General features: G+C 64.2%; 14 protein-coding genes. 7 read left to right on the top strand and 7 right to left on the bottom strand.

Annotation, left to right across the window (positions count from 1 at the left end):
• Positions 1-42: 42 nt before the first annotated feature.
• The 4 genes from pdhA to AV059_RS18610 all read left to right on the top strand — a co-directional run bounded on the left by pdhA (position 43) and on the right by AV059_RS18610 (position 3,971).
• Positions 43-1,155 (top strand): pyruvate dehydrogenase (acetyl-transferring) E1 component subunit alpha, encoded by a 1,113-nt coding sequence (gene pdhA, locus AV059_RS18625; protein WP_058996924.1) that lies wholly within the window; start codon positions 43-45, stop codon positions 1,153-1,155.
• Positions 1,156-1,215: 60 nt separating this feature from the next.
• A complete protein-coding gene (locus AV059_RS18620; protein WP_014039820.1) occupies positions 1,216-1,920 on the top strand; it encodes a hypothetical protein in 705 nt (234 codons plus the stop codon).
• A 174-nt stretch (positions 1,921-2,094) separates the two neighbouring features.
• Complete coding sequence (locus AV059_RS18615; RefSeq protein ID WP_058996922.1) at positions 2,095-3,420, top strand: divalent metal cation transporter; 1,326 nt, start codon at positions 2,095-2,097, stop codon at positions 3,418-3,420.
• Positions 3,417-3,971 carry a hypothetical protein gene (locus AV059_RS18610; RefSeq protein WP_058996920.1) on the top strand — a complete coding sequence of 185 codons (555 nt, stop codon included), beginning with the start codon at positions 3,417-3,419 and terminating at the stop codon, positions 3,969-3,971. The genes AV059_RS18615 and AV059_RS18610 overlap by 4 nt, the downstream gene beginning before the upstream one ends.
• A gap of 37 nt (positions 3,972-4,008) precedes the next feature.
• On the opposite strand, the gene AV059_RS18605 is transcribed toward AV059_RS18610, so the two are convergent.
• From AV059_RS18605 to AV059_RS18600, 3 genes are all read right to left on the bottom strand, one after another.
• A complete protein-coding gene (locus AV059_RS18605; RefSeq protein WP_058996918.1) occupies positions 4,009-4,257 on the bottom strand; it encodes a hypothetical protein in 249 nt (82 codons plus the stop codon).
• 20 nt (positions 4,258-4,277) lie between these two features.
• Complete coding sequence (locus AV059_RS22535; protein WP_170083780.1) at positions 4,278-4,433, bottom strand: hypothetical protein; 156 nt, start codon at positions 4,431-4,433, stop codon at positions 4,278-4,280.
• Positions 4,434-4,506: 73 nt separating this feature from the next.
• Positions 4,507-6,423 carry a beta-CASP ribonuclease aCPSF1 gene (locus tag AV059_RS18600; RefSeq protein ID WP_058996916.1) on the bottom strand — a complete coding sequence of 639 codons (1,917 nt, stop codon included), beginning with the start codon at positions 6,421-6,423 and terminating at the stop codon, positions 4,507-4,509.
• 268 nt (positions 6,424-6,691) lie between these two features.
• Here AV059_RS18600 and AV059_RS18595 point away from each other — a divergent pair, with 268 nt between their 5' ends.
• Entirely contained in the window at positions 6,692-7,174 is a 483-nt protein-coding gene (locus AV059_RS18595; RefSeq protein ID WP_058996914.1) for a hypothetical protein, read from the top strand.
• Between the two features lie 41 nt (positions 7,175-7,215).
• Here the strand turns inward: AV059_RS18595 and AV059_RS18590 are convergent, their stop codons facing one another.
• The 4 genes from AV059_RS18590 to AV059_RS18575 all read right to left on the bottom strand — a co-directional run bounded on the left by AV059_RS18590 (position 7,216) and on the right by AV059_RS18575 (position 10,535).
• A complete protein-coding gene (locus tag AV059_RS18590) occupies positions 7,216-8,274 on the bottom strand; it encodes a hypothetical protein (protein WP_058996912.1) in 1,059 nt (352 codons plus the stop codon).
• 79 nt (positions 8,275-8,353) lie between these two features.
• Entirely contained in the window at positions 8,354-9,622 is a 1,269-nt protein-coding gene (locus tag AV059_RS18585) for a Tat pathway signal protein (RefSeq protein WP_058996910.1), read from the bottom strand.
• A 77-nt stretch (positions 9,623-9,699) separates the two neighbouring features.
• Positions 9,700-10,203 carry a helix-turn-helix domain-containing protein gene (locus tag AV059_RS18580; protein ID WP_058996907.1) on the bottom strand — a complete coding sequence of 168 codons (504 nt, stop codon included), beginning with the start codon at positions 10,201-10,203 and terminating at the stop codon, positions 9,700-9,702.
• Positions 10,200-10,535, bottom strand: coding sequence for a hypothetical protein (locus AV059_RS18575; protein WP_007188293.1), 336 nt, complete (start codon positions 10,533-10,535; stop codon positions 10,200-10,202). The genes AV059_RS18580 and AV059_RS18575 overlap by 4 nt, the downstream gene beginning before the upstream one ends.
• Positions 10,536-10,616: 81 nt before the next feature.
• Between AV059_RS18575 and AV059_RS18570 the strand changes: the two genes are divergently transcribed.
• A complete protein-coding gene (locus AV059_RS18570) occupies positions 10,617-11,339 on the top strand; it encodes a hypothetical protein (RefSeq protein ID WP_058996905.1) in 723 nt (240 codons plus the stop codon).
• Between the two features lie 96 nt (positions 11,340-11,435).
• A complete protein-coding gene (locus tag AV059_RS18565) occupies positions 11,436-12,221 on the top strand; it encodes an S-adenosyl-l-methionine hydroxide adenosyltransferase family protein (RefSeq protein ID WP_058996903.1) in 786 nt (261 codons plus the stop codon).
• Positions 12,222-12,308: the final 87 nt, after the last annotated feature.

The following is a 12,308-nucleotide window of genomic DNA, read 5'->3' as shown; positions in this document are numbered from 1 at the left end:
AACACAGCTTTTTGACGGTCGTCTCCGAGTGTAGGGTACGAAATGACACAGGACGTTCTCAATCGGGCGCCCGACGACCGGGTACAGGCGCTCGATTCAGACGGCGAGATCGTCGACCCAGACCTCATTCCGGACCTGTCCGATGAGTCACTGGTGTCGATGTACCGCGATATGCGCTTTGCCCGCCGGTTTGACGAGCGGATGATAAGCCTCCAGCGACAGGGCCGACTCGGCACCTATTCTTCACTGGCGGGCCAAGAGGGGTCACAGATCGGGTCGACGTACGCGCTGGCCGATGAAGACACTATCTTCTATCAGTACCGGGAACACGGCGCGCTCGTCGCCCGCGGGCTCCCCTGGGAGTACGTCCTCTACTGGATGGGCCATGAAGCAGGCAACGCCGCTCTCGGCGACGTGAACGTGTTCCCGCTGAACATCTCCATCGGCGCACATCTGCCCCACGCCGTCGGCTGGTCGTGGGCGGCAAAAAAGAAGGGCGACGAGCGGGCGGGCGTCGTCCACTTCGGCGACGGGGCCACCAGCGAGGGGGATTTCCACGAGGCGATGAACTTCGCCGGCGTGTTCGAGACACCGACGGTGTTCTTCTGCAACAACAACCAGTGGGCTATCTCGGTCCCGCGGGAGCGCCAGACTGCCAGCCGGACGCTGGCGCAGAAAGCCGACGCATACGGCTTCGACGGCGTACAGGTCGATGGGATGGACCCCCTGGCGACCTACTCCGTCACCGAGGCCGCCAGAGAGCGGGCTGTGGGAGCAAACGGCGGCGAGCAGGAACCAATTTTCATCGAGGCTGTCCAGTACCGCTTCGGCGCGCACACGACCGCCGACGACCCGGACGTGTACCGGGACGACGCGGAGGTCGAAGAGTGGCGCGAACGCGACTCGCTGGACCGCATGGAGGCGTTCCTCAGAAACTGCAATCTGCTGGACGACGAGAAAATCGATGTGATGGACGACACCATCGACGAGCGACTCGGCGAAATCATCGACAACGCTGAGGCCCACGCACCGGACCCGACGGACCTCTTTACCGACGTGTACGACGAATCGACATCGAACATTGACGAGCAGCGCGAGTACTTCGAGGGACTCCGCGAGCGCCACGGTGACGACGCGCTCCTAGAGTCCGAGTAGCCGACCGAGCCTGTTATTGCCGTCCCGTCGCTTCCGTCTACTGTGACAGAGTGGCCACCGGTGGACCCCGCCGACGCAACGGCCGTTGCACAGCAGCGTGACGAACTGGTCGCGGCGGTCCGGGACCACGCCGGACAGGTCGCCTACCAGCTTGCCCGACTGGAGGGCGGCGACTACGGACAGGCGGACATCGAGACCGACCGCGGCGAGTGGACCGTCAAGTACGAGGGCGGCGACCTGGAGTACCTGCGGTTCTCGCCGTCCCGGGGCTCGGATACGTACGTCATCTCGACCAAGCAGCCGCCAGAGCCGGAGCCGCTTGCGGCCGCGCTCGCCGACTACGACGCCTTTGTCGAGGGGTTCAACGATTACGTCGCATCGCTCGACGGCGTGCTCGACGACGTGTCGACAGAGTTCCCGGAAATCGCGACGACCGACGGTGTGGTGGCCGAACGCGACCGCGTCCTCGGCCGTATCCGCGAGATCTGCGACCAGATCGCGCGGGAACTCCAGCGCTACGAGGGCGGCGACTACGGGACCTTCACCGACCGAATCGGCGGCACGCGCTGGGAACTCAAATGGGACACCGACGGTGCGTCGTACCTCCGGGTCGGCGGGAGCAACGGACTCTATCTCCTCTCGCAGTACGAACCCCCTTCGGCAGCCGACATCCGTGAGTACGCCCCGCAGTTCGCGGATTTCGTCGACGCGTACAACGACCACGTCGACGAACTGGAATCGGACCTCGGGACCGTCGAACTCTGAGTTGGCGCAGTCTGAACTCCTTCTGGTAGCGTTCCGCCCGGTGAGCGCGTGATATACTAATTCGGCCAGCGTTGCCATTTTCGCATAATCGCAGTACAGCAGTCGAATTACCGTAGAATACCACCGAACAATATGTCGGCAGTGTTTTCAGGGGGCCTCACCCAAGCCGGAGGTATGAGTTCGACCGAAACCGTCGATAGTTCGGCTGTGAGCAGCGGAACAATCAGTGATTACGTCGAAGCGATGGGACCGTCCTGGATTGCGGGCGCAATCGCCGCCGGCCCGGCGACGATAGCCAGCCTCGTCACTGCCGGGGGTGCGTTCGGCTACAGTCTCCTGTGGGTCGTCGTCCTCTCTGCAGGAGCGGGAGCGCTGGCGCAGTATCTCGCGATGCGGTTGGGACTGCTGACCGAGCGTGGCATTGTCGCCGTCGTCGAGGACCACCTCGGCGAAACGTGGGCGTGGCTGCTGGTCGGGGACGCAGTACTCGCCGCCGGCGTGGCACAACTCGTCATTATGAAGACCGTCGCTACGGTTTCGGCGACAGTAACCGGTATTGATGCACGCATCTGGGGCGTCGTCTGGGCGCTCATCCTCGCAGCGGGGCTGGCCGGTGGCGGCTACCGGTTCCTTGAACTGGCCGCGAAAGTGCTCGTCCTGCTGGTCGTCGTCGCGTTCGTCGCCAGTCTATTCGTCGTGCCCATCGACGCCGGTGCGGCGGTGGCTGGACTGGTCCCCTCGGTCCCGTCCGGGAGCGCGCTGGTCGCGGCCGGCATCCTCGGCGGCGCGGTTCACATCACGCTCATTACGATGCACTCCTACACGATGCGGGCACGGGGCTGGACCCGCGAAGACTACGACCTCGCGACAGTCGACGTTGGGGCATCGATGCTGGTGGCTTTCGGCATCTACAGCCTCGCCATCTTCCTCGTTACGGCGAGCGTGCTCACCTCCGGCGACCTCACGACGGTCGGCGCTGCGGAGGCCCTCGGACCGCTGGTCGGCGACAGCGCCCGCTGGCTGTTCCTGCTCGGCCTCTGGGGTGCTGCTGTGTCCACGCTTGGCGGTAACACCATCGTTCCGCCGTTCCTGCTCGCCGACAAACTCGGCTGGGGCACCACTATTGAGGACAACCGTTACCGCGGCCTGCTCGCCGCCGTTGCGCTGCTGTCTGCACCGGGCGCGTTCATCGGCGGGAACGTCCTCGGCCAGCTCGTCCTCGTGCTCGCGCTTGGCACGGTCGGCACGCCGTTCGTCATCGCCCTCGTCCTCTATCTCCTGAACTCCGACGCGGTTCCGGAGTCGAACTCGTTGCTCGCCAACGTCGGTGGGCTGGCCCTCATCGCTGTGTCGGGCGGGTTGGCCGCGAACTTCGTTGTCGAACAGCTCGGCGGCGGTGTCGGCCCGCTCTCCGGGTTCGTGCTGGCGTTCGCTGTCGCGCTCGGTCTCGCTATGGCTGGCCTCGGTGGGAAGTTCCTCCGGGAGGAACTCCTCGCGTGACCGGCCTCCAGTTCCCGCTCTCGGGGTCGACGCTCGTTACCGGTCCCTCCAACGTCGGCAAGACGCGGACGACCGCTGCCGCCCTCGACGCCTGGCTCGACAGCGAGGGCACCGAGGACGTTGTGGTCCTCGATTTCGCGCCTGAACTCGAACGCGACGGGACCATTCTGGGGGGTCGAATCGACCAATTCATCACCATCCCAGAGCCGGTCTGGGTCGGCCGGATCGATGCCAGTGCGCCACGCGCTGAAAGCCAGACAGACGATCAGGCGGTCGCGCTCGCCCGGGAAAACGCGCGCCGTGCCGAGCAACAGCTGGACGCGCTTCCGGAGACTCCTCGGGCGGTGTTCGTCAACGACGCGACGATTCCGTTCCAGCACGATTCTGTTGCAGTCAGCCGGCTCACCGAATACTGTGAGAAGGCGGACGTAGCCGTCCTCAACGCCTTCGACAGCGACGAGCTGGGCGTCGATGACTCGGTGTCTCGGGCCGAGCGGGACGCGCTCGACCGACTCCGGCACTGGGCCGACCGGACCGTCGACCTGTCGTAGTCACCGTCGGTCGCATCCCGGACGCGCCAGCGGCTCGCTACTGCCCGCCGCGTTTCCGGAACCAGACGCGCTCGCCGACCGGACTTTCGTCGTCGCCGATGTCTAGCCGACTGACGAACAGGTCCCGAATGGCCATGGTGACGACGAGCTCAGCTGGCTCACTGGACTCGTCCTCGACAGTGACGACACAGTGGCCGTCTTGTTCCGCTAGCTCGGTGATTGTGCCGACTGTCCAGCGGTCGCGGTGGTGTGACGGCTCCTGTGCGTGAATGCGGTCGTGATTCATGACGACTACCCCGAGTTATCTCAGCGGTTCCACTCGTAGAACCACCATGCGCCGCCGAGCACCATCAGGCCGATCCCGAGTGTCGATGTCGCAGGTTCCGGGATGATGAACAGTACGAGGCCGATGAGTACCATCCCGACCGGTTCGAGTTCGTCGAGATACTGGGTGATGTCCATACGTGATGCTTCACCCGCTTGCGGTATAGAGGTTTGTTTGATTACTGACAGCGAACCGAGAACAGCGACCGGATCAGCGGAAGCGGAACGTTTCGAGGTTCTCCGGCGCGAAGGTCCGGATGTTCTGGTCGTGATACAGCGACGAGGAGAGGTCCTGTGTCGCGGACTCGTCGCCGTGCACACAGAGGATTTTCTCGGGCCGTGGGTTCATCGTCTTCACGAAGTTCTCTAGGCCCTGGCGGTCGGCGTGCCCGGAGAAGCCGTCGACCGTTTCGACGGTCATCTCTAGCGGGACCGTCTCGCTGCGTCCGCTGCCGCCGACGGGCACCTCGTCGATGCCGCGCTGGATTCGCTTGCCGAGCGTGCCCTGCGCCTGATAGCCGACGAAGGTGAGCGTTGAGTCCGGGTCGGGGCCGAGCTGTTCGAGCCAGGACATGGCTGGGCCACCGGTGAGCATCCCGGACGTGGAGAGGATGATAGAGGAATCACCGTCGGCGATCTCCTGTCGCTCCTCGTCGCCGCCGTCGATAGGGTTGAACTGGTCGGCCAGGAAGGGGTTCTCGTCTTCGTCGAAGATGCGGTCCTGTAGGCCGTCGCGGAGATACTCGGGATAGGTCGTGTGAACGGCTGTCGCCTCCCAGATCATCCCGTCGAGGTGGACCGGCATTTCGGGGATATCGCCGTTCCGCATCGCCTCTTCGAGGACGAGCATGAGTTCCTGGGCCCGTCCCACGGCGAAGGTCGGAATGAGGACCTTTCCGTCGCGGTCGTAGGCGTTCTGGATGATCTGTTTGAGCTTTCGCTCCGAGTCTTCTTGGTCGGTCTGGTAGTCGTTGCGGCCGCCGTAGGTCGACTCCAGCACGAGCGTCTCCACCCGCGGGAAGTCGTTGACCGCGCCGTCGAACAGGCGCGTGTCGTCGTAGTGGATATCGCCGGAGAAGGCGACGTTGTACAGCCCGTCGCCGACGTGGAAGTGACACACCGACGAGCCCAGGATGTGGCCGGCGTTGTGCAGCGTCAGCTTGATATCGGGCGCGATGTCGGTCACGTCGCCGTACTCCAGCGGGATGGTGTGTTTGATCGCCTCGCGGACCATCTCGGAGTCGTACGGCGGAGTCCGGCCGTCGTCCGCGACGGTATCGAGGTGATCGAGCGTCAGCAGTCCCATCAGGTCTCGCGTCGGCTCGGTGCAGTAGATGGGGCCGTCGTAGCCGTACTCGAACAGCAGCGGGACCAGCGCTGAGTGGTCGAGATGTGCGTGGGTCAGAACGACAGCGTCGATACCATTGGTTCCAGCCCCGAACGCCTCCGGAATGTCCAGATACGGCTTTTCACCGTTCGAGCCGGGCTTGTTGCCACAGTCGATGAGGATTCGCGTGTCCGGCGTCGAGAGGATGAACGCGGCGCGACCGACCTCACGACAGCAGCCCAGCGTCGTAATACGGACGTACTCGTCGTCCGACATCGGCTCGCGGTGGATCTGCCGGCCGACGCGTTCGAGGACGTCACGGCGGTCCTCGCGCTCCTGTTTGAGGAAGTTCCGGACGTTGTCGACCGTCGAGGACTCGATGGGCGGCGTCCGAACGACTTCGGGCGTCCACCCGACTTCCTGCGTGATTTCGCGCAGAGTTGCGCCACGGCGGCCGATGACGACGCCGGGCTTCTGTGCCTGAATGACGACTTCGCCGGTGTCTGTGTGGAAGTTCAGGTCCATGACGCCGGCTTCCTCGGGAATGAGCTCCCGAATCGCCTCCTCAGCCTCGGCTGGCGGGGCCAGTACGTCCGGGTCCGGGCGGACCGTGATGCGTTTCCGAAGCTTCGATGCGAGCCGGCGAACGAGGTCGCTGTTCGCGGCGAACTCCTTCGGGTCACGCGTGTATATGACGAGTTCCGGTCCCTCGTACGTGACATCCGAGACGGAGATACGGCGCGGGACTTCGTCGTCGATCGTTGCCTTCACGTCTTCGAGTTGCTTGTCTACAGTGCTCATAGCTCAAAACGGGGTATCATCCCGGTAGCGGGGCCGTCCACGGCTGGTACGGGCCGACCTGGCGCCGCGGGATGTACGCTCTCTAATAAAGTCATCAGTTATCGGTGAGTTGCCTCCGGACGTGGAGAGATGTCCGGAAAACCGTCCTCTATTTCTCAGTATTCCCCTCGTGTTATAAAAGCCTTCGCAATACGGAGGTCGGAACTGTCCCGCAGTCGCCGCTCTGTGTGCCCACAAGCGGTAAGCGGCCTCCACGTGAGACACCGGCATGCGACTGACACCTGAAACCGTCCACGAAGAGTACGACTGGGTGCAGGAACGGGTCGATGACGTTGTCCCGCTAGTAAACGAAACGCGGGCCTATCTGGGTTCGCAGTTTGGTGTCGACGTTGACACGCTTACAGACGACGCCTACACGGCTGCTATTGATGAGGTGTTCGCTGACGGCGACCGGGCGGTCAACGTCGCTGCGCTGGTCCGTTTGCTCCGAGAACTGGACGTCACAGGCGATTACCCGGGTTTTGTCGTCGACGAACTTCTCGGGCGCGAGCTGGCGGCTATGATCGCCGGTGAGCAACCGCTTCGGCTGCTCGCGGAGGCAACTTTCCACCTCGCTGACGTGCGAACCCACGGAGACGACACAGCCACCGCGGGTGCTGACGATCTCGATGCCGCGCTTGCGGCGGGGGTCCAGACACGGGTCCCGGGCTGGCCGTGGCAACAGGCTGAGAGTCCGTTCGCTGTGGAGTGAGCCGCGTTTCTATCCCGCAACCGAACTACTGACTAACGGAGTTAGTTGCCGGAAAACGAGAACGAGGGCGTCGTCAGGAACGCTGTCTCGTATCCCTCGTGGCGAGACACCTGTGGCGGGGCAACGACGTCGACACCGGCAGACGGCGCTTGCGCTGTTGTCTCGACGATTGCACCGTAGTGATATCCGAGGTCGGGGTGGACCGCGGCGGTCAGCGCGTCGTCGAACACTGTCTCGCCGTCGGCCTCTACGGTTCCGTCGAGGGACATCATCGGGAGGGGAACGCGGTTGTACGGCGTCCGAGTCGAGACGGCGAGGTACGACTCACCGTCGGCGAGGAACGCGGCGTCCTGCAACCAGGTGACGGCGTAGACGCCGTCGCTTCCCTTGTCCGTCCCGAGCACGGTCCCGGGCAGGGCCGACACCTCGGGGACCTGCGATGTCGGCACCATGTCCATGTTCATCAGGTCAACCGCCCCGCGCTCGCCCTGTGAGTCCGGGAACTCCTCAAAGGAGAGCTGGTCGCGGGTGCTCTGTGCGAAGTCGAATTCGACCGCCGCTTCGCCGGCCTCGTTGAACCGGCCTTCGAGGGCACCCAGCCGGCGCTCGCCCATCCCATTGACGCGGACCGAGAGTTGATAAACGCCGTCGCCGTCGAGCGCGTAGTTGTCGCCGTAGTGAAACCCCATGTTCTGAGAGATCATCGGCCACGGGGACTTGTCGGCGACCGTCTCGCCGTCTCGCTCGATAGTGATCGAGAGGCCGGCAGACACCGGGAGCACCATCTCGGTCTCGGGGTCCCAGACGGTCGCCATCAGGTGGACGCTGTCCTCGCTCCGGATGTCGACCTTTTCGGCTGTCGTCCCGGTTACCGTCCAGAAGCGGTGGGGAAAGGAGTAGCTCAGTCCGACCATGTACTCGCCCGCTTGCGCCATTCCGGCCATCCCCATTCCCTCAGCGTGGGTTGGGCGGTACGTGGCGTCGGGGCGGTTCTCGACCAGCGGTGGAGCGCGTGTCGACTGGGAACTCAGCGAACCACACCCCGCCAGGACCGTCGTGCCGGCGAGACCGGTACTGGCGAGGAACTGTCGGCGATTCATGCACCGCCTTTGGGTCCTCATCTGAAAGACCGTTCTGGTACGGCGGCCGAAAGCAAGACGACATGGTTCCGCCTCCCGCTCACACGTCTGGGTTCGCTGGCGGGAGTGCCCGCAGGTCACGCGGCGGGAGCAGGTAGTTCCCGCGTCGCGTGACCGTCATGTACTGAAGGATACCGTTGTTCACCCGCTGCCCGACGGCGGAGTCGTTCGCGACATCGGTTCCGTTCATCGCCTGTTTCGTCGCGACGAAGTCGGCGATAGACCGCTGTAGCGAGAGGAAGTGCAATCCCGCTTCACCGCCGTCGGTCGAATCAAAGTCCCGGCGGAGAATGGTCGGTGTCCCGTCTTCCCTGACGCGGGACATCTTCTGTGCGTGGCCGACGACCCCTTCGCGCCGGCCGCTGTCGACCACGTCTTCTGGGCACTCACCGGCACCGTTGTCAGTACCGAGGTTCTCGCCGATGCCCTCGACCTTGTCCTCGGCGGCGTGGGCCGGACAGAACATCTTCGAGACGCGCTGGTCTCGGGAGTCCTGTTCGTACCACTGCTGGAGTTGCAGCCGGATTTTCGAGAGGTGCTGGGTCGCGCCGCCGGCGAACGGCCCCGAATCGACCGTTACCCGGTCCTCGGAGGCCTGGTTCTCCTTGAACCCGGATTTGAATCCCATGAACAGCGGGGCCTCCTCGGGGACTGGTTCGGAGTCCGGAACCCCGTCGACGTCTTGATTCTCGGCGGGCAAACCGGCACCAACGAATCCCGTCCGGCGCTCCGCCTCGCGCAGGGCACCCTCGAAGGTAGCGCTCATCTCGTGGTCGTTGGCGCTGTCCCGATTGCCTTTCAGCGCTTCCTCAGCCGCGATAACGGCCCGCTCGTCGTCGCTCGCGAGATGCAGGAGCGCGTCGGGCGTGTCGAGTTCGGGGTCTTCGAAGGGGGCAAGCGCCATTGGCTCGGGCAGGTCGACACCGGCTACGTCGGCCTCGAAGCGGTCGAAGTAGGTCGGACTGTACCCGAGTGTGAACAGCAGCCCCTCGTTGCTCCACTCGTAGGCTCGTTCGAGGTCTCGAAGCGCCGATTCGACCTGCTCGCGGTCGGCATCCGTCGGCGTTCCGTCGCCGGTGTAGTCCAGCAACAAGAGGACGTGGTGGCGCGACAGTCGGTGGTTCCCCGCGTCGTCGGTCGCCAGCGACGCGTCCCAGGCGTGCTGACGCGCCGGGAGGGACGAGGGGTCGTCGGTTCCCTTGGGGACGGTCCCCGACCCGCGGTCGAGACAGGCGGCCAGCGCCGCGGTGCCGCCGATGGCGACGGCGCTCTTGGCGAACTCGCGTCGGGAAATCCCGCGTTCAGTCATCACCCACACTATGGGCTGCCCGTGCAATTGGGTTGTGGTACAGGACTCGAAAGCACCCGCTGCCCGCGGTAGCCGGACTACTCGCTTTCGAACAGGCGGTCGAGTAACCGGGTGAAGCGGTCCGACAGGCGGTCGGGGCCCGCGGGGTCGACCGCCGCGAGTAGTTCGACCGTCAGGTCCGGCCGACAGAGCGCCAGTGTCACCCGGCCACTGTCTCGGCGCTTTTCGACGATATTGTGCTCAACCAGACCGCTGAGGTGGTGTTCGAGCGTGCTCCGTGCGATATCAAGATGGTCGGCCACCTTGCCGGGGCGAGCAGTTTCGCGCTGTATGAGCGTAATCAGAATGTCTCTCGCCGTCTCGCGACGGAGGAAGGCGATTGCGCGGCGTTCCCAGGGGTCAAATGACGACGCGTAGTAGTGTGTACGCCCATTGACCGACTCGCTGTGAACGCGGTCAAGCCGGGACAGGTGGTACTGGACCTGTCCTGTTGCGAGGTCCAGCGCCCGTGTTAGTTCTCGGAAGTGAACGCCCGGATTCGACTCGATATGCCGGTGGATTCGGGCTCTGGTGTCGCTCATAGTCCCTCCTCATCGAGGCGTTTCTCGACTGTCCGGGCGTAGTACACTGCGCCGAGGACGAGCACGACAAAGACGGTATCGAGCGCGTGTTCGAGGAGATGGTGGGTCGGCGCTGAAACCACTGAAAACCCAGATAGCAACGCAATGAGTGGGCGGACGAACAGCGCGGTGAGTGCGAGCGCAATCAGCAGATATGCACGCGTCCCGCGCTGTCGGTACGCGGCCAGGGCGAGTCCACACAGGACTGCTCCGGCCACGGCGGAGAGGACAACGACGGCGACGATGTCCCAGCTCTCGGCACCGGAATGCCCCCCAATACTGAGCAGGTTCATCAGGCCGTCACTTCGCAACCACGGTGCCTCAGTCGTTCGGTTTTGCGCGACTTTTTTATCGGACCGCTGAGACGTGGCGGTATGGACTGCATCGGCTTCATCTGTGAGCCTGAACACCCGGTGTTTGGTGCCGTCGCAGAACGGCTCTCCGCTCGGGGGTTCGACGTCCAGTTTCTCCGCCCCGGAAACCCGGTGGCCAAAGCCGATATCGACGACCTGGCCGCACTTGTCAATACGACGCTCGGGCCGGAGTCATTCAGCGCCCTTCGGTACGCTGACAGCGTTGGCGTTGAGACGTGGAACGGGTTCCTGCCGACGACGGCGCTGTCCTGCCGACTCGTCGCCCTGCACGGGCTGGAACAGGTCGGCTGTCAGGTGCCGACCGTCTGGCTTGAGAAGCCCGATTGCGATTACATCCCTCGCACACGCTACTCCTGGGACGGTGTGCCGGCAAATAGCGACGAGGGCGATTTCTATCAGGCCTGTGTTCGGGAGGAGCCGGTGGAGTACAAGTACTTCGCCGTCAACGACGGCCGCGAAACCCACCTGCGAGCGATTCAGGTCCGGTCGGAAGTGTCCGGGCTGGACCACATCATCAGCGAGGAGACCGTCGAGGTGACGCTTGCGGCCCGCGTCCGGGAGTTGCTGGACCGCTTCGGTGCGCGCGCACTCTGTGTCGAGTTCGTCGAGAGCGAGTCGGAGTTCTACGCACAGGGTGTCGACCCCGCGCCGGGGTTCACCGGGACGGGGATGGAACGCCGTGTCGCCGACTCTATTGCCTCGCTGACGACAATCGGTGCCTGAGTACCGGCGTCGTCAGGGACGCTCAATAGCCTTTCATCTGGTACCAAGGCACAAGATTATACAGGCGTACCGACGTGGTAGCGACCGGAGCTTCACATGAGCACGTTCGTTCATCTTATCGCGGATTACGGCCCGGCCGACCCGGCCTTCTCAGAAGTCGTCCATCGTCTCACTGCCGCTGACCCGACGATGACCGTTCAGTCGGCCGAAATCAAGCCATTCTCGACGGTCGCCACTGGATTCTGGATTGCGCAACTCGGCGTCCACAATCCGACGTTCGACGACCTGCTGATTTACTCGAACACCGCGCCACGAACGACAGAGTCGACGCCGGAGCGAGCCGACGCCGGCGGGGCGCTCTGTTATCTCGAATTGGACAACGGCGTCCCCATCGTCGCCGTCGATGCCGGCTACAACCTCTCGTTTATTGCTGACCACGCTACGACCTTCCGCGAAATCGAACTGCCGGCGGACACCGGCCAGTTCCGGTCGCGGGACGTGTTCCCGCGCCGCGTCGCTGAAATCGCAAACGGGAATCACTCGTCGCTCGGGGCGGAGCGGTCACTTGACGACGTGCCGGCCCCGCCCGACTCCGTGGTCTGTCACGTCGACGGCTACGGGAACGTCAAGACCTCGATCCGCCATTCGGCGTTCGCACCAGGGAGCGACACAGTCACTGTCGAACTCAACGGCGAGTCCTGTGAGGCCGTCGTCAGGGACGCTGTGTCGAACGTTCCGGAAGGGTCCCTCGCTATCGTCCCGGGGTCAGCAGGCGGGGACGACCCGTATCAGGAACTGTTCCTTCGCGGCGGGTCCGCGGCGTCAGCTTTCGGCAGTCCTGAGCCCGGAGATGCCCTCTCCATTCGGGCTGAACAGGTCTGAGACCGGCCCCGCTACAATGGTCCTCGCGGCGCGGAGCGGGGCATCGAACTGGGCCGGTCGGCGTGCCAGCGGCTCACCACCCTTCGG

The organism is Haloarcula sp. CBA1127 (assembly GCF_001485575.1).
In the GTDB taxonomy this organism is placed as follows: Archaea; Halobacteriota; Halobacteria; order Halobacteriales; family Haloarculaceae; genus Haloarcula.
This window is presented reverse-complemented; position numbering and strand designations above follow the sequence as displayed.